The sequence below is a fragment of the Streptomyces sp. Ru71 genome, assembly GCF_002920535.1.
Classification (GTDB): domain Bacteria; phylum Actinomycetota; class Actinomycetes; order Streptomycetales; family Streptomycetaceae; genus Streptomyces.
On record NZ_PQSS01000045.1, the window covers coordinates 24,838 to 47,526 of the forward strand.

The 22,689-nt window shown below is 72.4% G+C and carries 22 protein-coding genes and 1 pseudogene; 13 read left to right on the forward strand and 10 right to left on the reverse strand.

The genetic code is table 11. The annotated features are described in order from the left end of the window. Nucleotides 1-60: 60 nt before the first annotated feature. From argC to C3489_RS24275, 7 genes are all read left to right on the forward strand, one after another. The gene (gene argC / locus C3489_RS24245) at nucleotides 61-1,089 is read left to right on the forward strand and encodes an N-acetyl-gamma-glutamyl-phosphate reductase (RefSeq protein WP_103784158.1); all 1,029 of its coding nucleotides are present in this window, start codon (nucleotides 61-63) and stop codon (nucleotides 1,087-1,089) included. Further along, complete coding sequence (argJ, locus tag C3489_RS24250; RefSeq protein ID WP_103784159.1) at nucleotides 1,086-2,237, forward strand: bifunctional glutamate N-acetyltransferase/amino-acid acetyltransferase ArgJ; 1,152 nt, start codon at nucleotides 1,086-1,088, stop codon at nucleotides 2,235-2,237. Before argC ends, argJ begins: the two co-directional genes overlap by 4 nt. Then, nucleotides 2,234-3,142 carry an acetylglutamate kinase gene (gene argB, locus C3489_RS24255; protein WP_103784160.1) on the forward strand — a complete coding sequence of 303 codons (909 nt, stop codon included), beginning with the start codon at nucleotides 2,234-2,236 and terminating at the stop codon, nucleotides 3,140-3,142. The genes argJ and argB overlap by 4 nt, the downstream gene beginning before the upstream one ends. After that, complete coding sequence (locus C3489_RS24260; RefSeq protein ID WP_103784161.1) at nucleotides 3,139-4,335, forward strand: acetylornithine transaminase; 1,197 nt, start codon at nucleotides 3,139-3,141, stop codon at nucleotides 4,333-4,335. Before argB ends, C3489_RS24260 begins: the two co-directional genes overlap by 4 nt. A 7-nt stretch (nucleotides 4,336-4,342) precedes the next feature. Then, nucleotides 4,343-4,885: an arginine repressor gene (locus C3489_RS24265; RefSeq protein WP_103784162.1), complete on the forward strand. Its 543-nt coding sequence runs from the start codon at nucleotides 4,343-4,345 to the stop codon at nucleotides 4,883-4,885. Nucleotides 4,886-4,981: 96 nt separating this feature from the next. Further along, nucleotides 4,982-5,569, forward strand: coding sequence for an RNA polymerase sigma factor (locus C3489_RS24270; protein WP_103784163.1), 588 nt, complete (start codon nucleotides 4,982-4,984; stop codon nucleotides 5,567-5,569). Next, on the forward strand, nucleotides 5,559-6,329 hold the full coding sequence (locus C3489_RS24275) for a hypothetical protein (protein ID WP_103784164.1): 771 nt from the start codon (nucleotides 5,559-5,561) through the stop codon (nucleotides 6,327-6,329). Before C3489_RS24270 ends, C3489_RS24275 begins: the two co-directional genes overlap by 11 nt. A 16-nt stretch (nucleotides 6,330-6,345) precedes the next feature. Here C3489_RS24275 and C3489_RS24280 read toward each other — a convergent pair whose 3' ends face one another. The 8 genes and pseudogenes from C3489_RS24280 to C3489_RS24310 form a co-directional block, all read right to left on the reverse strand. Beyond that, nucleotides 6,346-7,224: a serine/threonine-protein kinase gene (locus C3489_RS24280; protein WP_103784165.1), complete on the reverse strand. Its 879-nt coding sequence runs from the start codon at nucleotides 7,222-7,224 to the stop codon at nucleotides 6,346-6,348. Continuing rightward, nucleotides 7,221-9,056, reverse strand: coding sequence for an ABC transporter ATP-binding protein (locus C3489_RS24285; protein ID WP_103784166.1), 1,836 nt, complete (start codon nucleotides 9,054-9,056; stop codon nucleotides 7,221-7,223). The genes C3489_RS24280 and C3489_RS24285 overlap by 4 nt, the downstream gene beginning before the upstream one ends. 81 nt (nucleotides 9,057-9,137) lie before the next feature. Continuing rightward, a complete protein-coding gene (locus tag C3489_RS38780) occupies nucleotides 9,138-9,281 on the reverse strand; it encodes a hypothetical protein (RefSeq protein ID WP_181139819.1) in 144 nt (47 codons plus the stop codon). Nucleotides 9,282-9,427: 146 nt separating this feature from the next. Continuing rightward, on the reverse strand, nucleotides 9,428-10,210 hold the full coding sequence (locus C3489_RS24290) for an FAD:protein FMN transferase (protein WP_181139820.1): 783 nt from the start codon (nucleotides 10,208-10,210) through the stop codon (nucleotides 9,428-9,430). A 10-nt stretch (nucleotides 10,211-10,220) separates the two neighbouring features. Then, nucleotides 10,221-10,679: pseudogene (locus C3489_RS24295) on the reverse strand (FMN-binding protein); the annotation flags it as partial. A 17-nt stretch (nucleotides 10,680-10,696) separates the two neighbouring features. Next, entirely contained in the window at nucleotides 10,697-12,079 is a 1,383-nt protein-coding gene (locus C3489_RS24300) for a ferric reductase-like transmembrane domain-containing protein (protein ID WP_181139821.1), read from the reverse strand. 60 nt (nucleotides 12,080-12,139) lie between these two features. After that, nucleotides 12,140-12,589 (reverse strand): FMN-binding protein, encoded by a 450-nt coding sequence (locus tag C3489_RS24305; protein ID WP_103784169.1) that lies wholly within the window; start codon nucleotides 12,587-12,589, stop codon nucleotides 12,140-12,142. A gap of 37 nt (nucleotides 12,590-12,626) precedes the next feature. Continuing rightward, nucleotides 12,627-13,979 carry a ferric reductase-like transmembrane domain-containing protein gene (locus tag C3489_RS24310; RefSeq protein ID WP_103784170.1) on the reverse strand — a complete coding sequence of 451 codons (1,353 nt, stop codon included), beginning with the start codon at nucleotides 13,977-13,979 and terminating at the stop codon, nucleotides 12,627-12,629. Between the two features lie 153 nt (nucleotides 13,980-14,132). Between C3489_RS24310 and C3489_RS24315 the strand changes: the two genes are divergently transcribed. Both C3489_RS24315 and C3489_RS24320 read left to right on the forward strand, forming a co-directional pair. After that, nucleotides 14,133-14,876: a response regulator transcription factor gene (locus C3489_RS24315; protein WP_103784171.1), complete on the forward strand. Its 744-nt coding sequence runs from the start codon at nucleotides 14,133-14,135 to the stop codon at nucleotides 14,874-14,876. Then, nucleotides 14,873-16,336 (forward strand): cell wall metabolism sensor histidine kinase WalK, encoded by a 1,464-nt coding sequence (locus C3489_RS24320; RefSeq protein ID WP_103784172.1) that lies wholly within the window; start codon nucleotides 14,873-14,875, stop codon nucleotides 16,334-16,336. The genes C3489_RS24315 and C3489_RS24320 overlap by 4 nt, the downstream gene beginning before the upstream one ends. Nucleotides 16,337-16,389: 53 nt before the next feature. Here the strand turns inward: C3489_RS24320 and C3489_RS24325 are convergent, their stop codons facing one another. Continuing rightward, nucleotides 16,390-17,091, reverse strand: a complete 702-nt coding sequence (locus tag C3489_RS24325; protein WP_103784173.1) for a L,D-transpeptidase — start codon at nucleotides 17,089-17,091, stop codon at nucleotides 16,390-16,392. Between the two features lie 3 nt (nucleotides 17,092-17,094). Continuing rightward, nucleotides 17,095-17,682, reverse strand: coding sequence for a pyridoxamine 5'-phosphate oxidase family protein (locus tag C3489_RS24330; protein WP_103784174.1), 588 nt, complete (start codon nucleotides 17,680-17,682; stop codon nucleotides 17,095-17,097). 142 nt (nucleotides 17,683-17,824) lie between these two features. On the opposite strand from C3489_RS24330, the gene C3489_RS24335 reads away from it, so the two are divergent. From C3489_RS24335 to C3489_RS24350, 4 genes are all read left to right on the forward strand, one after another. After that, nucleotides 17,825-19,018 carry an argininosuccinate synthase gene (locus C3489_RS24335; RefSeq protein ID WP_103784175.1) on the forward strand — a complete coding sequence of 398 codons (1,194 nt, stop codon included), beginning with the start codon at nucleotides 17,825-17,827 and terminating at the stop codon, nucleotides 19,016-19,018. Between the two features lie 103 nt (nucleotides 19,019-19,121). Continuing rightward, a complete protein-coding gene (gene argH / locus C3489_RS24340; protein WP_103784176.1) occupies nucleotides 19,122-20,555 on the forward strand; it encodes an argininosuccinate lyase in 1,434 nt (477 codons plus the stop codon). 195 nt (nucleotides 20,556-20,750) lie between these two features. Then, entirely contained in the window at nucleotides 20,751-21,578 is an 828-nt protein-coding gene (locus C3489_RS24345; RefSeq protein WP_103784177.1) for an alpha/beta fold hydrolase, read from the forward strand. Between the two features lie 60 nt (nucleotides 21,579-21,638). Continuing rightward, on the forward strand, nucleotides 21,639-22,610 hold the full coding sequence (locus C3489_RS24350) for an aldo/keto reductase (protein ID WP_103784178.1): 972 nt from the start codon (nucleotides 21,639-21,641) through the stop codon (nucleotides 22,608-22,610). Nucleotides 22,611-22,689: the final 79 nt, after the last annotated feature.

Consider the following 22,689-nt stretch of genomic DNA (forward strand, 5'->3'; position numbering starts at 1 on the left):
CGCAGGATTGCATAAACGTGCAGCGATACGTATAGTCATGCCATCCACGAGGAGGATTCCATGGCAGTACGCGCGGCAGTCGCCGGAGCGAGCGGATATGCAGGTGGGGAGCTGCTGCGGCTGCTCCTGGCTCATCCCGAGGTCGAGATCGGTGCCCTCACCGGCAACTCCAACGCCGGTCAGAAGCTGGGCGCGCTCCAGCCGCACCTGCTGCCGCTGGCCGACCGCACCCTGCAGGAGACCACCGCCGACGTGCTCGCCGGGCACGACGTCGTCTTCCTCGCGCTGCCGCACGGCCAGTCCGCCGCCGTCGCCGAGCAGCTCGGCCCGGACGTCCTCGTCGTCGACATGGGCGCCGACTTCCGGCTCAAGGACGCCGCCGACTGGGAGGCGTTCTACGGCTCCCCGCACGCCGGCACCTGGCCCTACGGCCTTCCCGAACTTCCGGGTGGCCGCGCCGCGCTGGAGGGGTCCAAGCGCATCGCGGTCCCCGGTTGCTACCCCACCGCCGTCTCCCTCGCCCTCTTCCCCGCCTACGCCGCCCAGCTCGCCGAGCCCGAGGCCGTGATCGTCGCCGCCTCCGGCACCTCCGGCGCGGGCAAGGCGCCCAAGCCGCACCTGCTGGGCAGCGAGGTCATGGGCTCCATGTCGCCGTACGGCGTCGGCGGCGGCCACCGGCACACGCCGGAGATGATCCAGAACCTCAGCGCGGCGGCCGGCCGGCCCGTGAGCGTCTCCTTCACGCCCACCCTCGCGCCGATGCCCCGAGGCATCCTCGCCACCTGCAGCGCCAAGGCAGTCCCCGGCGTCACCGCCGAGTCCGTGCGTGCCGCCTACGCCAAGGCCTTCGCCGACGAGCCCTTCGTCCACCTGCTCCCCGAGGGCCAGTGGCCCGCCACGGCGTCCGTCTACGGCTCCAACGCCGTCCAGGTGCAGGTCGCGTACGACGAGGCCGCCGGGCGGATCATCGCGATCAGCGCCATCGACAACCTGACCAAGGGCACCGCGGGCGGTGCCGTCCAGAGCATGAACATCGCCCTGGGTCTCGACGAGACCACCGGGCTGACGACGATCGGAGTTGCGCCGTGAGTGTGACGGCAGCGAAGGGATTCACGGCGGCGGGCATCGCCGCCGGGATCAAGCAGAACGGCAACCCCGACCTGGCCCTCGTGGTCAACACCGGCCCCCGCCGCGCCGCCGCCGGCGTCTTCACCTCCAACCGCGTCAAGGCCGCCCCGGTCCTGTGGTCCGAGCAGGTCCTCAAGAGCGGGCAGCTGACCGCCGTCGTCGTCAACTCCGGCGGCGCCAACGCCTGCACCGGCCCCAAGGGCTTCCAGGACACCCACGCCACCGCGGAGAAGGTGGCCGAGGCGCTGAACATCGGTGCCGGCGAGGTGGCCGTCTGCTCCACCGGCCTCATCGGCACCCTGCTCCCCATGGACAAGGTCCTGCCCGGCGTCGAGACCGCCGCCGCCCAGCTCTCCGAGCACGGCGGCGAGAAGGCCGCCATCGCCATCAAGACCACCGACACCGTCCACAAGACGTCCGTCGTGACGAAGGACGGCTGGACCGTCGGCGGCATGGCCAAGGGCGCCGGCATGCTCGCCCCCGGCCTCGCCACCATGCTGGTCGTCATCACCACCGACGCCGACCTCGACAGCGCCACCCTGGACCGGGCCCTGCGCGCCGCCACCAAGGTCACCTTCGACCGCGTCGACTCCGACGGCTGCATGTCCACCAACGACACCGTGCTGCTCCTCGCCTCCGGCGCCTGTGGCATCACCCCCGAGTACGCCGAGTTCGCCGAGGCCGTCCGCACCGTCTGCGACGACCTCGGCCGGCAGCTCATCGGCGACGCCGAGGGTGCCAGCAAGGACATCAAGGTCGAGGTGATCAACGCCGCGACCGAGGACGACGCCGTCGAGGTGGGCCGCTCCATCGCCCGCAACAACCTCCTCAAGTGCGCCATCCACGGCGAGGACCCCAACTGGGGCCGGGTGCTCTCCGCGATCGGCACCACCAAGGCCGCCTTCGAGCCCGACCGGCTCAACGTCGCGATCAACGGCGTCTGGGTCTGCAAGAACGGCTCCGTCGGCGAGGACCGCGACAAGGTCGACATGCGCTACCGCGAGGTGCACATCGTCGCCGACCTCGCCGCGGGCGAGCAGACCGCCACCATCTGGACCAACGACCTCACCGCCGACTACGTCCACGAGAACAGCGCCTACTCCTCATGACCACGACGCGCAAACACACGGCCCTGCCCAAGGCCCAGATCCTCATCGAGGCGCTGCCCTGGCTGACCCGGCACCACGGCAAGATCGTCGTCATCAAGTTCGGCGGCAACGCCATGGTGAACGAGGACCTCAAGGCCGCCTTCGCCCAGGACGTCGTCTTCCTGCGCCACGCCGGCCTCAAGCCGGTCGTCGTGCACGGCGGCGGCCCCCAGATCAGCGCCGCGCTCGAAACCCACGGCATCGTCAGCGAGTTCAAGGCCGGCCTGCGGGTCACCACCGAGGACGCCATGGACGTCGTACGGATGGTGCTGGCCGGGCAGGTGCAGCGCGAGCTGGTCGGCCTGCTCAACCAGCACGGCCCGCTCGCCGTCGGCCTGACCGGCGAGGACGCGCACACCATCACCGCCACCAAGCACACCCCCGAGATCGACGGCGAGCTGGTCGACATCGGCCGGGTCGGCGAGATCACCGGCATCGACACCGGCGCGATCGAGGCGCTGCTCGCCGACGGCCGCATCCCGGTCGTCTCGTCGATCGCCCGCTCCCAGGACGACGGACATGTCTACAACGTCAATGCTGATACGGCGGCTGCGGCACTCGCTGCGGCACTGGGCGCCGAGACGCTGATGGTCCTCACCGACGTCGAGGGCCTCTACGAGGACTGGCCGAACTCCGACGAGGTGATCAGCCGCCTCACCGCTTCCCAACTGGAGAAGCTGCTGCCGGAGTTGAGCTCCGGCATGGTCCCGAAGATGGAGGGCTGCCTGCACGCCGTGCGCAACGGCGTGACCACCGCCCGCGTCATCGACGGCCGCGTCCAGCACTCGATCCTGCTGGAGATCTTCACCGACGAGGGCATCGGCACCATGGTCGTGCCCGACACGGACACCGAGGGGGAGTCATGAGCAACCAGGAGATGACCGCGCGGTGGCAGGGCGCGCTCATGAACAACTACGGCACCCCCCGCCTGCCCCTCGTGCGCGGCGAGGGCACGCGGGTGTGGGACGCCGACGACAACAGCTACCTGGACTTCGTCGGCGGCATCGCCACCAACGCGCTCGGCCACGCCCACCCCGCCATCGTCGAGGCCGTCAGCCGGCAGATCGGCTCCCTGGGCCACATCTCCAACTTCTTCATGGCCGAGCCCACGGTCGCGCTCGCCGAGCGGCTGCTGACGCTGTTCGGCCGCGAGGGCCGGGTCTTCTTCTGCAACTCCGGCGCCGAGGCCAACGAGGCCGCCTTCAAGATCGGCCGGCTCACCGGGCGCACCCACGTCGTCGCCACCGACGGCGGCTTCCACGGCCGCACCATGGGCGCCCTGGCCCTCACCGGCCAGCCCGCCAAGCAGGACCCCTTCCGGCCGCTGCCCGGCGACGTCACCCACGTGCCCTACGGCGACGCGCAGGCGCTCGCGGCGGCCGTGACCGAGGAGACCGCCCTCGTCGTCATCGAGCCCATCCAGGGCGAGAACGGCGTCGTCGTCCCGCCCGCCGGCTATCTGAAGGCGGCCCGCGCGATCACCGCGGCCACCGGCGCGCTGCTCGTCCTGGACGAGGTGCAGACCGGCGTCGGCCGCACCGGCCACTGGTTCGCCTACCAGGCCCACGAGGGCGTCCTGCCCGACATCGTCACCCTCGCCAAGCAGCTCGGCGGCGGCCTGCCGCTCGGCGCGACCGTCGCCTTCGGACGGGCCGCGGAACTGCTCCAGCCCGGCCACCACGGCACCACCTTCGGCGGCAACCCGGTCGCCTGCGCCGCCGGCCTCGCCGTCCTCGACACCATCGCGGACGAGGGCCTGCTGGAGAACGTCAAGCGGCAGGGCGAGAAGCTGCGCACCGGAATCGAGGCGCTCGGCCACCCCTTGATCGGTCATGTCCGGGGAGCGGGACTCCTCCTGGGTATCGTGCTCACCGGGCCGCACGCGCAGCAGGTGCAGCAGGCGGCCCAGGAGGCCGGGTTCCTGGTGAACGCGCCCGCCCCCGACGTCGTACGGCTGATGCCGGCTCTGAACCTGGGCGACGACGAGGTGGAGGCGTTCCTCGGGGCGTTGCCCGGCATCCTCGCGCAGGTGAACGGGGACGGACGAGCCGGAGAATGAGACGACGATGAGCCAGGCGCAGGACCACGGGAACGGGCTCGCCGGGCCTGCCGTGCCGCAGACCCGCACCGCCCGCCACCGACGGATCGTGGACATCCTCAACCGGCAGCCGGTGCGCTCGCAGAGCCAGTTGGCGAAGCTCCTCGCGGACGACGGGCTGAGCGTCACGCAGGCGACGCTCTCCCGCGACCTCGACGAGCTGAACGCGGTGAAGATCCGCAACACCGACGGCGACCTGATCTACGCGGTGCCGAGCGAGGGCGGCTTCCGCACGCCCCGCGCCCCGCTGGGCGAGTCGGCGAAGGAAGAGCGGATGCGGCGGCTGTCGCAGGAGCTGCTGATCTCCGCGGAGGCCTCGGCGAACCTCGTGGTGCTGCGCACCCCTCCGGGGGCGGCCCAGTTCCTGGCCTCGGCCATCGACCAGGCCGAACTGCACGACATCCTCGGCACCATCGCCGGTGACGACACCCTGCTGCTGATCAGCCGCGACCCGACCGGGGGCCAGGCACTGGCGGATCATCTGCTGAGGCTGGCACAGAACGGGCACTGAGCCCCTGCAGCCGGGGGCCCGTCGGCGGAGAATGGTCATGTGATCTTCCGCGGCGGGCGGGCAATCTCCTGGCGGCGGCCGGCCGTATACAGAGGTGTGTCGGGTTTCCGGTTCCCCGTGGGCCGCCTCCCGGACGAGGCCCTGCTGTCCGGGCTGGCCACCGGTGATCCGGAACTCGCCGTCACCTTCGTACGGAGGTTCCAGCACCGGGTCTTCGGTGTGGCCATGGCCGTCACCAGGGACCCACAGCTCGCGGAGGACATCGCCCAGCAGACGTTCGAGCGTGCGTGGCGTCATGCGCAGATCTACGACTCGCGCCGCGGATCGGTCACGACCTGGCTGACGACCATCGCGCACAACCTCGCCATCGATGCCGTCCGTGCGCGGCGGACGGAGCCGGTGGCACCCGAGGACCTCGACGCCCTCCTCGGCGTCGTCACCGAGACCCCCGAGCGCTGGGCACTGGTCGACGAGGCCTCGGCCCAGCTGAGGGCCGCCGTGGCGCGGCTGCCGCGGGAGCAGGCCCGTGCGCTGGTGATGGCGGGCATCTACGGAATGACGGCCCAGCAGATCGCCGACGCGGAGGCGATCCCGCTCGGCACGGCCAAGACGAGGATCAGGGCAGCGATGGCGAAGCTGCGCACCACACTCGGGTCTCCGGAGCGAGGCGGCCATGGCCAGTGACACCACCTGCGACATGCTGCGGGAGTACGACGCCGAACTGGCGCTCGGCATACTGTCCGGCCGGCAGCGGGCGGAGGCGGTCGGCCATCTGGAGCGGTGCGCCGGCTGCCGGGAACACGTGCGGCAACTGACCCTCGTCGGCGACCGGCTGGTCGGCCTGCTGCCGGACTGTGAGCCGCCGCTCGGCTTCGAGACCCGTCTGGCGCGCAGGCTGCCGCAGGAGGCGACGGCGTACGAGGGCCGGCCGAGCGCCCGCGGGGACCCGCACCGCCTGCGGGGGCGCGTGCGCCGGACCCGGCTGCGGCTCCTGGCGGTCGCGGCGGCGTTCGCGGTCGCCTTCGGATTCGCCGGCTGGGCGGTCGGCACGACCGTGGACCAGGGCACGGCCACCGCCCCGATCGCCACCGAGTCCGAGGCGGTGCTGGTCGGGGACATGACCTCGGCCGACGTGGCGCGGGGCGATCAGCCCGTCGGCGAGGTCTACGCCCATCCCGGCTCCCCCGGCTGGATCTTCGTCTCCGTCGATCTCGGCGGCCGGGCCGGCGCGTACGACGGCCGGGTCGACTGCCTCCTGGAGCGGTCGGACGGCACGGCCGTCAGGGTCGGTGCCTTCACCCTGCGCGACGGACGCGGATACTGGGGCGTGGCCGCCCACGTCGACCCCACGGTCCTCTCCGGCGCCCGCCTGACGTCCCCGGACGGCACGGTCCTCGCCACCGCCCACCTGCAGACACGCCACGTCGTGGTCCCCGCGGACTGAGACACGGCCGCCCGGCTCAGCCGGGGGGCTGCCCCTCGCCCACGACCGACTCCAGCGCGGCGGCCAGCTCGGCGACCGTCGGCCGGGCGGCCGGGTCCGGCCGCAGACAGGCGTCGACGGCGGCGGCGAGCGGGGCCGGCAGCCGCCGCCGGGAGCGGACCGGTGGGGCGCTCAGCTCCGCCTGCGGATACCACTCGTCCTGGCTGTCCGCGTCCCGGCCGTCCGCCGCGCCCGCTCGCTTGCCGCAGTCGAACGGCAGGTCGTCGCAGGCCACCTCGAACAGGGTGACGCCGATGCCCCAGACATCGGCGGCGGCCGTGAGCGGCCCGCCGCGCGCCTGTTCCGGGGACAGATAGCAGCAGGTGCCGAGCCCGGCGGGGGCGGGCCCGGGCGGCCGGGCGACGCTCAGGTCCAGCACCTTGGCATGACCGCGGTCCACCACCACGTTGGACGGCTTGAGGTCCAGGTGCAGCAGGCCCCGGCCGTGCAGATAGTGGACGGCGGAACACAGCTGGACGCCGAGGAGCGCCACGTCGGTGGCGGCCGGCCGGCGCCGCAGCCGGTCCAGCAGGTGGGACAGCGTCTCCCCGGTCAGCGTCTCCAGGACGACCAGGGGCTCGGGCGACTCGAAGGTCTCGTAGCCGCGCACCAGGTGCGGATGCGTGAAGTCCCGCAGCCACCGGCCCTCCCGCAGCAGCCGTGCCCGCAGCCGCTCCTCGCCCCGCCGGTCGGGACGCACCACCTTGATCACACACCGGCAGGCCCGCTCCTCGCTCCAGGCGTCGTACACGTCGAGCCAGCCCGTGCGGGTCAGCGGCGCCAGGATCTCGTAGCCCGGGACCGGCCGGGTGCCCGGTGCCAGGGGCGGGGCCTCGCCGGGCGCGGTGACGCTCATGACGGCACCGTCCCCGCCGGGTGGGTGCCGGTCACGGCACTGAGCCGGTGCAGCCGTGCGTACGTCCCGTCGCGCGCGAGGAGGTCGTCGTGGGCGCCGAGTTCGACGACCCGGCCGTGGTCGAGCACCACGATGCGGGTGGCGTCGCGGACGGTCAGCAGGTTGTGCGAGATGACGATGGTCGTGCGCCCGGCCATGAGCCGGCGCAGCGGGTCCATGATCCGCCGGCCCGAGCGGGCGTCGAGCCCGGTGGTCGGTTCGTCCAGCAGCAGTACGGGAGCGTCCCTGATCATCGCCCGGGCGATCGCCAGACGCTGGCACTGCCCGCCGGACAGGGTGCGGCCGCGCTGGCCGACCATCGTGTCGTAGCCCTCCGGGAGCCGTTCGACGAACTCGTGCGCGTCCGCGGCGCGCGCCGCCGCGACGATGTCCGCATCCGTCGCCCCGGGCCGGCCGTAGGCGATGTTCTCCCGCACGGTGCCGTGGAAGACCAGCGTCTCCTGCAGCACCACCGCGACGCTCTCCCGCACGTCGGACAGGCGCAGCCGGCGCAGGTCGACGCCGTCGAGGCGGACCGCGCCCCGGTCGGGGTCGTAGAACCGCAGCTGGAGCTTGGCGATGGTCGACTTGCCGGCGCCGCTGGCCCCGACCAGCGCCAGCGTCTCCCCGGGCGCCACATGGAAGGACACCTCCGACAGGGCCGGGCAGGAGGTGCCGGGGTAGCTGAAGCAGACGCCGTCGAACTCCACCTCGCCCCGCGCCCGGCCGATGTGCCGGGGATGCGCGGCGTCGGCGACCTGCGGCCGCTGGTCCAGCAGTTCGATGATCCGCTCGGCCGAGGCGGACGCCGTGTAGAAGGTGGTGCCGAGGCGGGACAGGCCGCGCACCGGGCTGTACATCTTGCCGATCAGCGCCAGGAAGACCAGCAGCTCGCCCAGCGTGAGGTGCCCCTGGGCGAGCTTCCAGGTGCCCAGGCCCATGACCGCGAGGCCGCCGGACACCTCGATGATCTCCACCACGGGCCCGTACACGGCGCGGATCCGGGCCGACGCCATCGACGCCCGGAACCTGCCGAGGTTCTCCCGCTCGAACCGCTGCTGCTCCCAACCCTGCCGGTTGTACGCCTGCACCAGGGCGACGTTGCCCAGCGACTCCTCGGCGATCGCGCTGATCGAGCCGCTGCGGCGCCTGCGCTCGCGCGAGGCCTTCTTGATCAGCCGTGAGAAGTGCCGCGCGGCGCCCCAGAACAGCGGCACGATGACCAGGGCGAGCAGGGTCAGGTCCCATTGCAGGTAGAACAGCAGGCCGAGGAAGACGCCCAGGCGGATCACGTAGTACAGGGCGTCCGCCACCCCGGACAGCAGGAAGGTCTCGACCGCGTCGACATCGCCCGTGACCCGGGACAGCACGTCTCCGAGCCGCCGCCGCTCGAAGAAGCCGAGCGACAGCCCCTGGACGTGCCGGAAGACATCGGCGCGCAGCGAGAGCAGAAACCGTTCGCTGACCCAGGTGGACGTGACGCCGTCGGCGAATCCCAGCACGCCGGAGCAGATGATCAGGCCCAGATAGGCCGGTGCGATCCACAGGAACGGCTTCAGGTCCCGGGGAACGAGCACATCGTCCACGACGATCTTGAACAGCCAGATCTCGGCGGCGTCGACGACGGGGCCGACCAGGCTGAACACGACCATGGGCACGAGCCAGCGCCGGCCACCGCGGGTGTACGGCCAGAACCGCCGGAACACCTCCAGCGGAGGCAGGGCGGGTGCGGCCGCGACCACGGCGTCGGAGGACTCGCTCACCGACAGCAGACGCCGCAGGACGTGCACCATGGCAGGCGTACCCAGGGGCCGGACGGTGGAGCGGACCGGGTCCTTGGATCTCCGGTCCGCTCGACCGCCGTAGGGAATCGGTTACTTGCGGCCGTGACCGTGGCTGCTGGTGCTGCTGCTCTTGTGGCCGTGACGGTGCCCATGCCGCGTGGAGGTGGTGGTGGTCGAGGTGTCCTTCCTCTTCTTGTGGTGCTTGGCGGGCATGAGAGCGGTGAAGATTGCCATTCCGTTCCTCCTGAAAAGTGCTCACTGGGGATACGGCCCAGGGCGGACGGTGGATGGCGTTCCTCGGTAAAAGATGGCGTTCTGCGGCAAAAAAGGAAAAAGTCGTTTCCCGATGCCCGTGCCCGGCGGACGATGGGGACCCGGCGTCAGCCCAGCCGCGCCGCCAGCCCCCCGGTGCAGCGGACCTCGTCGCCCGACGTGATCAGCAGCGCCTCCACCTCCGGCAGGGACTCCAGCCACTCCAGGGCCGCCTGCGACCCCATCGCGAACGCCGCCGTCGCCCAGCAGTCCGCCCAGGTCAGGGACGGGGCGGTCACCGTCACCGCGACCAGGTCCGTGACCGCCGGGCGGCCGGTGTGCGGATCGACGATATGGGCACCGCGTTCCGCAGTGCCGGACGTGGCGACCGCCAGCCGCTCGGTGCCCGCCGCCGAGATCACCGCGGCCAGCCCGCCGGGGCGCAGCGGGTCCGCGATACCGACCCGCCAGGGACGCTGCGGGCCCGGCGAGCCGTACATCTGCACATCACCGCCGCCGTTGACGCTCACGCCGCTCGCCCCCGCCTCGGCCAGCAGCCGGGCCGCCCGTTCGGCCGCCCAGCCCTTGACGATGCCCGTCGGGTCGAGCCGCCCTCGGTAGCGCGGGCTGAACCAGCCGTCGCTGACCAGCTCCGCCTGCGCCGCCAGCTCCAGCACCGAGGCGACCTCGGGATCGCAGGCGTCGACGGTCACCTCGCCGCGGGCCAGCCGGGAGAGCTGGCTGTCCTCGCGGTAGGTGCTGAACACGGCGTCCGCCCGGTGCAGCCCGGCGACGGCCTCGTCGAGCGCCGCCCGGACGGCTTCGGGGTTCCCGCCGCGGACGTCGAAGGAGAAGACCGTCCCCATGACCTCCTCCGTCCGGCGCACCGCGGCGGGAGTCTGTTCGGCCATCGGCTCAGCCACCGGCCCGGCCGGCCTGGTCCAGGGCCGACTGCAGTGACTTCCGGTAGCCCTCGCTGGTGTACGTGGCACCGGACACGGCGTCGATGTCCGCGCTGCCCGCGGCGACGGCCTCCTGGTTGAGCCGGGGCACGGCCAGCGCCGTCTTCTGATCGCTGCGCCCGCCCTTGGGCGCCTGGACCGCCTCGGCCCGGACGATCCTGCCGTCGCTCACGGTGATGCGGACCTGGACCGGCCCGTACTGGGTCCGCGCCACATCTCCGGTCAGCGTCCTGCTGCCGGGAGCGGCGGCGCCGCCCTGCGGGCCCTTGGGCGCGGCCGCGGAGGGCGGCGGCGCGACCGCGTCCGCGGCCGCTGAGGCCGGGTCCGTGGCGGGTTTCAGGGTCAGCAGCAGGACGACACCGGACACGGTGGCCGCGGTGGCCAGCACGATCCGCCGTACGGGGTGGCTCTTCCTCATGTGTGTGCGGCTCCCGGTCACATCTCGAACGACTCGTGGTGGATACGGCGGGCCGGCACCCCGGCGCCGCGCAGCGCCTCGTACACCGACTGCGCGAACCCGGGCGGGCCGCACAGGAACACGTCGTGCCGGTCCAGGTCCGGGATCTTGCGGCGCAGCGACTCGGGCGAGATGTCGGGTCGTTCGCCGTCGGGACTGTTCACGGCGTACATCAGCCGCGCCCCGCGCTCGTCGGCGATCTTCGCCAGCTCGTCCCACAGCGCGAGGTCCTGGGTGCTGTTGGCCCGGTACAGCAGCGTGAGGTCGCCGGCCGCGCCGGGCAGCGTCTCGAACAGGGCCCGCATCGGCGTGATGCCGACGCCGCCGGCGACCAGCAGCACCTTGCCGCGGCTGCGGCGCTGCGCGGTCAGCGCGCCGTACGGCCCCTCGGCCCACACCCGGGTGCCGGGCTGCAGCTCGCGCAGCCGGGAGCTGTGGTCGCCGATCGCCTTCACAGTGATCCGCAGCATGCCGGGGCGCGGCGCCGCCGACAGCGAGTACGGGTGCGAGCTGAACCGCATCCCGGGCGCCAGGAACCGCCAGCGGAAGAACTGCCCGGCCTCCGCGCCCATCCGGTGCAGCTTGGTGCCGCTGATCAGGACCGACACGATGCCCGGCGTCTCCTCGATCACCGCCTCGACCCGCATGCGGTGCCGCAGGTTCAGCCGGACCGGGGTGAGGACGCGGTACCACAGCACCAGCGCGGTGACCGTGCCGTACAGCCCGTACCAGAAGGTCTGCGCGGCCGGTTCGACGGCGAAGTCGTTGCCGTCGCTGATCTGGTGCCAGAAGGTCAGGAACACCGCCGCGTACGTCAGCAGATGGATGTGGTACCAGGTGTCGTACCCCAGCCGGCGGCGCACGCCGCCCACCGACAGCAGCCCGATGACCAGCAGCAGCCCGGTGCCGATGGCGGCCTTGCCCAGATCGGGCAGCTCGGTGACCGAGTCGATGGTCTGCCGCACGATGTCCGTGACCGGCCGGCCCGCCTGCAGGGTGTAGCCCCACATGGTCAGGACGATGTGCGCGAGCACCAGGCAGAGCGTGTAGCGGCCGCTCATCGCGTGCCAGCGGGCCACCCGGTCGGAGCCCACCCGCCGCTCCAGCGCGGGCACCCGGGCCATCTGCAGCACCACCAGCGCCATCAGATAGCCGGCGAGCAGGCCGGTGATCCGGCCCGCGCCCAGAACCCTTCCGGTGTCGTCGGCGATGGACGGGGTGTTGCGCCACCACAGCCACAGCACGCCCGCCGCGCCCGCCCCCACGGCGAGCAGCAGCACGGCGGCGGGGGAGCGGCGCGGTCGGATGCGGCGCATCGTCTGGCGGCGGGCGGCACGGCCGCCGGCGAGCGTGGTGCTCACGGTTCCTCCGGGGGGACGGGACCCTGTGGCCCACAGATACGGGCCGCCCCGCGGGAGTGTTCAGAGGCCCGCCGAGTCCAGCGCGGACTGCAGCGACTGCTTGTACCCGTCGCTGGTGTAGGTGGCGCCGGAGACGGAGTCGATGTCCGCGCTCTGCGCGTCCAGTGCCTCACGCCGCAGCTGGGGTATCGCGTAGCTGTTGATCTCCTGGTCGCGGGGGTTCTCCGTCGGGTAGACCACCGCGGTGATGTCGGTCAGCCTGCCGCCGCTCACGGTGACCCGGACCTGGACGGGACCCCAGCGGGTGTCGACGGAGTCGCCGGTGACGGTCCTGGTGCCGGTCGCGCCGGGAGCGGCGGACGAACTCACCGACGGGCGGGGCGAGTTCGCGGTCGCCGGCGCCGGGGTGGCGTGCGGCTTCAGCGACAGCAGCAGCACCATCCCGGAGACGGTGGCGGCGCTCGCCAGCACGATCCGGCGCAGCGGGCGGTTCTTCCTCAACGCGTGCACGTCGACGGCCTCACAGTTCTCGCTCTTGTCGCTGTTCTCACAGTTCGAACGACTCGTGGTGGATACGCCGGTCCGGCACCCCGGCGGCGCGCAACTGCCCGTACACGTACGCGGCGAAGCCGTGCGGGCCGCACAGGTACACGTCATGCCCCGCGAGGTCGGGGAACGCCGCGCGCAGGGCGGCGGCCGACAGGTCGGGACGCTCGCCGTGCGGGCCGTTGAGCGCGTACCGCACCCGGGCGCCGCGCCAGCGCGCCAGCGCCTCCAACTCCGTGCCCAGCGCCAGGTCCTCGGCGCGGCGGGCCCGGTACAGCAGCGTCACCTCGCCCGGCAGCGTCTCGAACAGGGCGCGCAGCGGGGTGATGCCGACACCGCCCGCGATCAGCAGCGACTTCGCCGCCGTGCCCCGCTCGGCGGTCAGCGAGCCGTAGGGGCCCTCCGCCCACACCCGGGTGCCCGGCCGCAGCAGCGCCACGGCCGCGCTGTGGCCGCCCAGCGCCTTCACCGTGATCCGCATCCGGTCCGCGCGCGGCGGCGCCGACAGGGAGTACGGCGTCGACGTGCGGCCCAGCCGAGCGTCGAGGAACCGCCACCGGAAGAACTGCCCCGGCCGCGCCCCCAGTTCGTCCAGGTGCCGCCCCCGTACGACGACGGAGTACACGCCCGGCACCTCCTGCTGCACGGACTCCACCCGGAGCCGGTGCCGGGCGTTGAGCCGCCACGGGGTCAGCAGGCGGAACCACACCACCAGTGCCGCGACCCCCAGGTACAGCGCGTACCAGAAGGCCGTGGCGGCCGGCTTGCCGTTGAAGTCGTTGCCGAGGGCCAGCTGGTGGCCGAACGCCAGGAACACGGCGGCGTACGTCAGCAGGTGGACGTGGTACCAGAACTCGTAGCTGGTGCGGCGCCGCACCGCGCGCACCGAGGTGACGCCGACCGCCAGCAGGATCACCGTGCCCGCGGTCGCCTTCAGCATCTCCGGGTAGTCCAGGACCACCGTGACCGTCTCGTGCAGCAGCGAGGCGCGGTCCTGCGCCGCGTACCCGGCGAGGATCAGCACGATGTGCGCGAGCAGCAGGCAGATCGTGTACCGGCCGGCCATCGCGTGCCAGCGCGCCACCCGGTCCGAGCCGATCCGCCGCTCCAGCAGCGGCACCCGGGCCATCAGCCCCACCACCACCGCGCACGCGTACCCGCACAGCAGCCCGGCGATCCGCCCGGCACCGGTCAGCCAGCCCGCCGTGCCGACCACGGAAGCGGTGTCCGACCACCACAGCGCGATCACCGCCGCGGCCCCCGCCCACACCGCGGCCAGCACACCGGCCGCCGGGGAGGGCCGGGCGGGCGGCGCCGCGTGCGGGGCGAGCCGCCGCTCGTCCACCGTCGTCATCAGTCGTGTTCCTTTCGCCTGTCCGAAGAGCAACTGTGCGGGGCGAACCTCTGAGGACCCTCTGAAACGGCTCCCCTCAGCGCGGACTCAAAGGAAACTCAGAGCCGCCGGCGTCACCCGCGCCCCGCACCAGGGGCGATCCTGGAGGCAGCCATGAACACCACCACCCGCTCCGGCCGCCCCGCCCTCACCCGCCCCGACGGCACGCCCCTGCGCGTCCTCGTCGTCGACGACGACCCCGACCTCGCCGAGGTCCTCTCCGGCGCCCTGCGCTACGAGGGCTGGCGGATCCGCACGGCCGGCGACGGCGCCTCCGCGCTCACCGCCGCCCGCGAGCTGCTGCCCGACGCGGTCGTCCTGGACGTGATGCTCCCCGACACCGACGGCTTCGCCGTGCTGCGCGGGCTGCGCGAGGTCCGCCCGGACGTGTGCGTGCTGTTCCTCACCGCACGCGACGCCGTGGAGGACCGCATCGCCGGCATCACCGCCGGCGGGGACGACTACGTCACCAAGCCGTTCAGCCTGGAGGAGGTCGTCGCCCGGCTGCGCGGACTGCTGCGCCGCGCCGGCATGGCCGGCCGGGCCGACGAGGGCCCGCGGCTCGTCGTCGGCGACCTGGTCATGGACGAGGAGGCCCGCGAGGTCACCCGCGCCGGCGAGCTGATCGAGCTGTCGCCCACCGAGTTCGAACTGCTGCGCTTCCTCATGCGCAACCCGCGCCGGGTGCTGAGCAAGGCCCGGATCCTGGACCGCGTGTGGTCCTACGACTTCGGTGGCCGCGCCCATGTCGTCGAGCTGTACATCTCCTACCTGCGCAAGAAGGTCGACGCGGGCCGCGAGCCGATGATCCACACCGTGCGCGGCGCCGGGTACGTGCTCAAGCCGGTGACACCGTGAGCCGGCCGGGGCGGCGTCTGCCGTGGCCGCGGACGCTGCGGGCCCGCCTCACCGCCGGTCTGGTGGTGCTGCTGGCGATCAGCTGCGCCGCGGTGGGCGTGGCCGCCGTCGTCGAACTGGACGGCTTCCTGACCCGCCGGGTCGACCAGCAGCTCACCGACGTCGGCCCCCGGTTCCCGGCCAGCCTGGAGCACGCCGGGAAGCTGCCCGACGACAACGACGGCGACGAACACGGCGACACCCGCCGCCAGGCCACCGGCACCTTCGGCGCCCGCCTGGTGGACGGCACGGTCACCAACGCGGCCGTGGTCCGCTCCGGCGACGTGACGACCGACCTGGGCGTCACCCTCTCGCCCCGCGACGAGCGGACGCTGGCCGCCGTCCCGGCCGACGGCCACGGCCACAGCGTCCACCTGTCCGCCCTGGACGACTACCGGGTGCTGGCCGGCCGCGGCCGGGACGGCGACGTGCTGATCACCGGGCTGCCGCTGGAGCCCGTGGAGGCCGCCGTGCACCGGCTGGAGGCGGTCGCCGCGATCGTCTTCGGCGTCGCGCTCGCCGCCACCGGCGTGGCCGGGGCGCTGTGGGTGCGCTGGTCGCTGCGGCCGCTGAGCCGGGTCGCCGCGACCGCCACCCGGGTCAGCGAGCTTCCGCTGGCCAGCGGGGAGGTGGCGCTGCCGCCCAGGGCGCCGGAGTCCGACCCGCGCGGCGAGGTGGGACGGGTCGCCGCCGCCTTCAACCGCATGCTCGGCCATGTCGAGGACGCGTTGACCAAGCGGCACGCCAGTGAGGAGCGGCTGCGGCGCTTCGCCGCCGACGCCAGCCACGAGCTGCGCACTCCCGTGGCCTCCGTGCGCGGCCACGCGGAGCTGGCCCTGCTGCACCCCGGGCCGGTGCCGCCGGAGGTCACGCGCGCCCTGGAGCGGATCGCCGCCGAGTCCTCCCGGATGGGCGAGATGGTCGATGAGATGCTGCTGCTGGCCCGGCTGGACGCGGGCCGCCCGCTGGAGAGCCGCCCGGTCGACCTCACCCGCCTGGTGCTGGACGCGGTCACCGACGCCGGTGCGGCCGGCCCCGGCCACCGCTGGACCCTGGACCTGCCGGAGGAACCGGTCACGGTCCCCGGCGACGCCCACCGGCTGCAACAGGTGCTGGCCAACCTGCTGGCCAACGCGCGGGGCCACACGCCCGCCGGTACCGAGGTGACGGTGTCCCTGGCCACCGACGGCCCGGAAGCGGTCCTCACCGTCCAGGACGACGGCCCCGGCATCCCCGCGGACATCCAGCCCGACGTCTTCGAACGCTTCACCCGAGCCGACCACCGCCGCACGAAGACCCCCGGCGGCGGAGCGGGCCTGGGCCTGTCGATCGTGTCGGCGGTGGTGAGGGCACACGGGGGCAGGGTGGGGCTGGAGAGCCGCCCGGGCTTCACGGAGTTCCGGGTGCACATACCGACCTAAAGGGGCGCGGTGCTGTATCGATGTGCGGCTCCGCCGCGCGGGCGCGCAGCACCTCAGTACCGCGTAACAGCCGTAACGCCGCTCACTGTCCCGACAGCGATGTGCGGGTTGTTCCGAGGCGTCACCCACCGCAGAATCCGCCGCATCGTGTCCTCGGGGACGGACACACACCCAGCCGTAGGGCCGGCCCCGTTGACGTGCAGAAAAATGCCGGCGCCGCGATTCCGCACGGGCGCTGCGTAGTTGAACCCGACGACCAGCGCGTACGCGTACTGCGCCCGGTACGACACAAGACGCTCGGCCTCCGAGGCCCGGCAGTCGGAGGCCAACGGCTCGCTCCACCGGTTGTACGCACGGGAGTCGTTGTCCTGGCACCACCAGGAGTCCCGCCGAACCGCCCGGTACGGCATCCGCGTACCGCTCGGGGCCGCCTCGACCCCGAAGGCGAAGGGCAGGCCGTACAACCCGGTGGGCGTCGTGTTCGTGCCCTGGCGCCGCTTCGCCCCCTCCACGAGCCCCTTGGCCCCGAACCGCGCCGGCGCCGAGCCGGCCCGCACCCACCGGCCGTCGCGCAGGTCCCACCAGCTGACCGTGCCCGTGGTGGAGCCGGTGCTCGGCGCCTGGGCGATGATCAGCTGCGTGCCGCCGCCGGTGTCCCGCATCCGCTCGGGCAGCGGGGCCTCGCCGCCGGGTGCGGCACCGAGGGCGAGCAGGGAGGCGGAGGCGAGGGCGGCGGCGACGGCACGGGGGCGCATGGCTCAGACCGTAGACGGGGGCAGCGGCAGCGGCAGCCCGGGTAGGCCGTCCAGGCTGGTCGCGATGTGCTCCTTCTTGGCGAAGTACGCGCCGAGCGAGGCGTCGTCCTCCCGGGCGAACCGCTTGCCGTGCAGATCGCGGTCGGCGTCGTACGTCATGAACGGCACCGCGTATCCGCAGGTGTCGCGGACGAGTTCGGCGTGCACGACGATGATCGCGCGCAGACCGTGCGCGGTGTGGTCGATGTCCGGGAAGCGGGCGAGCAGTTCGGGGAAGCGGGGGTCGTCGCGGAAGACGGGCTCGCCCCGGCCGTGCACGCGCACGATGTTGGGCGGGCCCTGGAAGGCGCACCACATCAGGGTGATCCGGCCGTTCTCCCGCAGATGGGCGATGGTCTCGGCGTTGGACCCGGCGAAGTCCAGGTAGGCCACGGTGTGCTCGTCAAGCACCGCGAAGGAGCCCTTCAGGCCCTTGGGGGAGAGGTTGACCGTGCCGTCGCCGGACAGCGGGGCGGTCGCCGTGAAGAAGAGGGGCTGTTCCTCGATGAAGGTGCGGAGCCTGCCGTCGATGCGCTCATAGGTCTTTCCCATGTCTAACGATTATTGGGCAGATTCGTTCGAGTGTCTAAGGAATTTGCGGCTCCGTTTGCCGCCGCGCAAGCCCTGGATTGACGAACCATGCAGAGTTCTGCATACTCATGCATGTCAGCGAATGCACTGTGAGGAGAAACCCGTGACCGAGCGCGTCGTACTCGCCTACTCAGGCGGTCTGGACACCTCCGTCGCCATCGGCTGGATCGCCGAGGAGACGGGCGCCGAGGTCATCGCCGTTGCGGTCGACGTCGGCCAGGGCGGCGAGGACCTGGACGTCATCCGCAAGCGCGCGCTCGCCTGCGGTGCCGTCGAGGCCGAGGTCGCCGATGCCAAGGACGAGTTCGCCGACGAGTACTGCCTCCCGGCGATCAAGGCCAACGCCCTCTACATGGACCGCTACCCGCTGGTCTCCGCCCTCTCCCGGCCGACGATCGTCAAGCACCTCGTCGCCGCCGCCCAGAAGCACGGCGCCACCACCGTCGCCCACGGCTGCACCGGCAAGGGCAACGACCAGGTCCGCTTCGAGGCCGGCATCGTCGCCCTCGCCCCCGACCTGAAGTGCATCGCCCCGGTCCGCGACTACGCGATGACCCGGGACAAGGCCATCGCGTTCTGCGAGGAGAAGAACCTCCCGATCGCGACCACCAAGAAGTCCCCGTACTCCATCGACCAGAACGTCTTCGGCCGCGCCGTCGAGACCGGCTTCCTTGAGGACATCTGGAACGCCCCGATCGAGGACATCTACGAGTACACCCAGAACCCGGCCGTCGCCCGCGAGGCCGACGAGGTGATCATCTCCTTCAAGGAGGGCGTCCCGGTCGCCATCGACGGCAAGCCCGTCACCGTCCTGCAGGCCATCCAGCAGCTCAACGAGCGCGCCGGCGCCCAGGGCATCGGCCGGATCGACATGGTCGAGGACCGCCTCGTCGGCATCAAGTCCCGCGAGGTCTACGAGGCCCCTGGCGCGATCGCCCTGATCACCGCCCACCAGGAGCTGGAGAACGTCACCGTCGAGCGCGAGCTGGCCCGCTACAAGCGCCAGGTCGAGCAGCGCTGGGGCGAGCTGGTCTACGACGGCCAGTGGTTCTCCCCGCTCAAGCGCGCCCTGGACGGCTTCATCAACGAGGCCAACCAGCACGTCACCGGCGACATCCGGATGACCCTGCACGGCGGCCGCGCGGTCGTCACCGGCCGGCGCTCCACGGAGTCGCTCTACGACTTCAACCTCGCCACCTACGACACCGGCGACACCTTCGACCAGTCCGCGGCCAAGGGCTTCATCGACATCTACAGCCTGTCGTCGAAGATCGCCGCCAAGCGGGACCTCGCCTGACCCCGTACGGGTTCACCTCACCCGCATCTGCCTGACAGCCGCCTCCCCGCCTGGAAGTGTGGGGAGGCGGTGGCACATCCGTACCTTCTCTAGGAGCAACGCAGTGAGCAGCAACAGCGGTGACGTACGGCTCTGGGGCGGCCGTTTCGCCGACGGTCCCGCCGACGCCCTGGCGAAGCTGTCCGCATCCGTCCACTTCGACTGGCGGCTCGCGCCCTACGACATCGCCGGCTCGCGTGCCCACGCGCGCGTGCTGCACAAGGCGGGGCTCCTCACCGAGGACGAGCTGACCCGGATGATCGCCGGGCTCGACCAGCTCGAAGCCGACGTGGCCGCCGGCACGTTCGTCGGCACCATCGCCGACGAGGACGTGCACACCGCCCTGGAGCGCGGCCTGCTGGAGCGCCTCGGCCCCGACCTCGGCGGCAAGCTGCGCGCCGGCCGCTCGCGCAACGACCAGGTCGCCACCCTGTTCCGGATGTACCTGCGCGACCACGCCCGGATCATCGGCGGCCTGATCGCCGAGCTGCAGGAGGCGCTGATCGGCCTCGCCGAGGCCCACCCGGACGTGGCGATGCCCGGCCGCACCCACCTCCAGCACGCCCAGCCGGTGCTGTTCGCCCACCACGTCCTCGCGCATGTGCAGTCGCTGTCCCGGGACGCCGAGCGGCTGCGCCAGTGGGACGAGCGCACCGCCGTCTCCCCGTACGGCTCCGGCGCCCTCGCCGGCTCCTCCCTCGGCCTGGACCCGGAGGCGGTCGCCAGGGACCTGGGCTTCGAGCACGGCAGCGCCGGCAACTCCATCGACGGCACCGCCTCACGGGACTTCGTCGCCGAGTTCGCCTTCATCACCGCGATGATCGGCGTCAATCTCTCCCGGATCGCCGAGGAGATCATCATCTGGAACACGAAGGAGTTCTCCTTCGTGACCCTGCACGACGCGTTCTCCACCGGCTCGTCGATCATGCCGCAGAAGAAGAACCCGGACATCGCCGAGCTGGCGCGCGGCAAGTCCGGCCGCCTCATCGGCAACCTGACCGGCCTGATGGCCACGCTGAAGGCCCTCCCGCTCGCGTACAACCGCGACCTGCAGGAGGACAAGGAGCCCGTCTTCGACTCCTGCGACCAGCTGGAGGTGCTGCTCCCGGCCTTCACCGGCATGATCGCCACCCTGACCGTCAACCGCGAGCGCATGGAGGAACTGGCCCCGGCCGGCTTCTCCCTCGCCACCGACATCGCCGAGTGGCTGGTCAAGCAGGGCGTGCCGTTCCGGGTGGCGCACGAGGTCGCCGGCGAGTGCGTGAAGGTCGCCGAGGCCGAGGGCAAGGAGCTGGACGACCTCACGGACGAGCAGTTCGCGAAGATCTCCGCCCACCTCACCCCCGAGGTGCGCTCGGTCCTCAACGTCCCCGGCGCCCTGGCCTCCCGCAACGGCCGCGGCGGTACGGCGCCCAGCGCGGTCGCCGTCCAGCTGGCCGAGGTCAAGGCGGACGTGGCGGCGCAGCAGGAGTGGGCGAACGCGAAGAAGCCGGCCTAGCCGCCGGAAACACAGCAGGTCGAAGGGCCCGGACGCCTCGTCCGGGCCCTTCGTGCTGCCCGGGCCGCTCGATAACAGATGGGATTCGGCCACTGGCCGAAACCTTGACGACGCCCTACTCGGAAGTAACTATTCCGGTACTCGTTCGGCATTGCCGAACGCCGGTCGATCTTCCCCGCGCACGAAAGGGACGTCATGCGCGCAACCCGTACCAGACGAGCCGTCCGCCTCCTCGCCGCAACCGCGGTCGCCGCGCTCTGCACCCTCGGCCTCACGGCGCCGGCCTCCGCCGCCGACACCCCGCCGCCCGGCGCCAACGACTGGTCCTGCAAGCCGGACTCCGCCCACCCGGAGCCGGTGATCCTGGTCAACGGCACCTTCAAGACCTCGTACGAGAACTGGCTGACCCTGTCGCCCGCGCTCGCCGGCGCCGGGTACTGCGTCTTCTCCTTCGAGTACGGCGACGCGGAGACGGCCCCGATCGCGGACTCGGCCGCGCAGCTGCGCGACTTCGTCGGCGCCGTGCTCGGCGCGACCGGCGCCAAGAAGGTCGACATCGTGGGCCACAGCCAGGGCGGCATGATGCCCCGCTACTACGTCAAGTTCCTCGGCGGCGCCAAGAAGGTCGACGACCTCGTCGGGATCGTCCCGTCCAACCACGGCACCAGCAACCCGCTCGCCCTCGCGGCCGGCGCCACCGTGTGCCCCTCCTGTGTCGACCAGACCGCCGGCTCGGACTTCCTGGCGAAGCTCAACGCCGATCCGGAGGCCCCGGTCGGCCCCGACTACACGGTGATCGCCACCAAGTACGACGAGGTCGTGCTGCCGTACACCAGCGCCTTCCTCGACGGCCCCGGCTCCTACGTCACCAATGTGCTGCTCCAGGACCGCTGCCCGCTCGACGCCACCGAGCACGACCAGGCGCCCAAGTCCCCGCTCGTCCAGCAGTGGGTGCTCCACGCCCTGGGCCGCGGCGGACCGGCCGACCCCGCCTTCGTGCCGCGCTGTGTGAGCACGGGCTGAACCGTCCGCACCTGGGTAGATTGGGCGGGACCCGCCCCGCCGCGCAGGGAGTTGTTTTCCATGCCGTTCAGCCGCCTGGCCGCCGCGACCACCCCCACCTGCCACATCGGGCTGGGGCTCGCCGCCGTCGGGCGGCCCGGCTACATCAACCTCGGACGGGACCGGGACCTCCCGGACGACCGCAGTGTCGAGGCGCTGCGCGCACGTACCCATGAACTCCTCGACGCCGCCTACGCCCAGGGCGTGCGCTACATCGACGCGGCCCGCTCCTACGGCCGCTCCGAGGAGTTCCTCGCCGACTGGCTGAAGGCCCGGCCCGGCGTCCAGGACGTCGTCGTCGGCAGCAAGTGGGGGTACACCTACACCGCCGACTGGTCCACCGACGCCGAACAGCACGAGGTGAAGGACCACAGCCTCGCCACCTACGAGCGGCAGCGCGCCGAGACCGACGCGCTGCTCGGCGACCGGCTCGACCTCTACCAGATCCACTCCGTCACACCCGACAGCCCCGCCCTCGCCGACAAGGGCCTGCACGCCCGGCTCGCCGAGGCCGCCGCCCAGGGCATCACCGTCGGGTTCTCCACCAGCGGCCCGGCCCAGGCGGACGCCGTCCGTGCCGCCCTCGCCGTGACCGTCGACGGCGAGCCGCTGTTCAGGACCGTCCAGTCCACCTTCAACCTGCTGGAGACCTCGGCCGGACCCGCCCTCGCCGAGGCGCACGCCGCCGGGCTCACCGTGATCGTCAAGGAGGGCATGGCCAACGGGCGCCTCGCCGACCCGCAGGCCCCGGACGCCCTGAAGGCCGTGGCCGCCTCCGTCGGCCTCGGCTGCGACGCGGTGGCTCTGGCGTTCGTCCTGCGCCAGCCGTGGGCCGGAGTCGTCCTGTCCGGCGCCGCGACCACGGGGCAGCTCGCCTCCAACCTGCACGCGCCCGCCGTCGACCTGGACGACGAACAGCTGAGCCGGCTCACCGGCCTCGCCGAGGAGCCCCGCGCCTACTGGGAGGGGCGCGGCAGCCTGCCCTGGCACTGACGCGCATCCCTGGGGAGCCCCTGGTGACCCCTCCAGGTGAGTCACGCACGCCCATTATGAGACATCAATGTCTCACATG

Coding starts and splice junctions, on each gene's coding strand:
- C3489_RS24290 (WP_181139820.1), bottom strand. CDS start 10,210: ATGGCCGAACAGACTCCCGCCGCGGTGCGCCGGACGGAGGAGGTCATG.
- C3489_RS24325 (WP_103784173.1), bottom strand. CDS start 17,091: ATGCGCCCCCGTGCCGTCGCCGCCGCCCTCGCCTCCGCCTCCCTGCTC.
- C3489_RS24280 (WP_103784165.1), bottom strand. CDS start 7,224: ATGAGCGTCACCGCGCCCGGCGAGGCCCCGCCCCTGGCACCGGGCACC.
- C3489_RS24350 (WP_103784178.1), top strand. CDS start 21,639: ATGCCGTTCAGCCGCCTGGCCGCCGCGACCACCCCCACCTGCCACATC.
- C3489_RS24265 (WP_103784162.1), top strand. CDS start 4,343: ATGAGCCAGGCGCAGGACCACGGGAACGGGCTCGCCGGGCCTGCCGTG.
- C3489_RS24310 (WP_103784170.1), bottom strand. CDS start 13,979: ATGACGACGGTGGACGAGCGGCGGCTCGCCCCGCACGCGGCGCCGCCC.
- C3489_RS24330 (WP_103784174.1), bottom strand. CDS start 17,682: ATGGGAAAGACCTATGAGCGCATCGACGGCAGGCTCCGCACCTTCATC.
- argC (WP_103784158.1), top strand. CDS start 61: ATGGCAGTACGCGCGGCAGTCGCCGGAGCGAGCGGATATGCAGGTGGG.
- C3489_RS24285 (WP_103784166.1), bottom strand. CDS start 9,056: ATGGTGCACGTCCTGCGGCGTCTGCTGTCGGTGAGCGAGTCCTCCGAC.
- C3489_RS24275 (WP_103784164.1), top strand. CDS start 5,559: ATGGCCAGTGACACCACCTGCGACATGCTGCGGGAGTACGACGCCGAA.
- C3489_RS38780 (WP_181139819.1), bottom strand. CDS start 9,281: ATGGCAATCTTCACCGCTCTCATGCCCGCCAAGCACCACAAGAAGAGG.
- argB (WP_103784160.1), top strand. CDS start 2,234: ATGACCACGACGCGCAAACACACGGCCCTGCCCAAGGCCCAGATCCTC.
- C3489_RS24315 (WP_103784171.1), top strand. CDS start 14,133: ATGAACACCACCACCCGCTCCGGCCGCCCCGCCCTCACCCGCCCCGAC.
- C3489_RS24260 (WP_103784161.1), top strand. CDS start 3,139: ATGAGCAACCAGGAGATGACCGCGCGGTGGCAGGGCGCGCTCATGAAC.
- C3489_RS24345 (WP_103784177.1), top strand. CDS start 20,751: ATGCGCGCAACCCGTACCAGACGAGCCGTCCGCCTCCTCGCCGCAACC.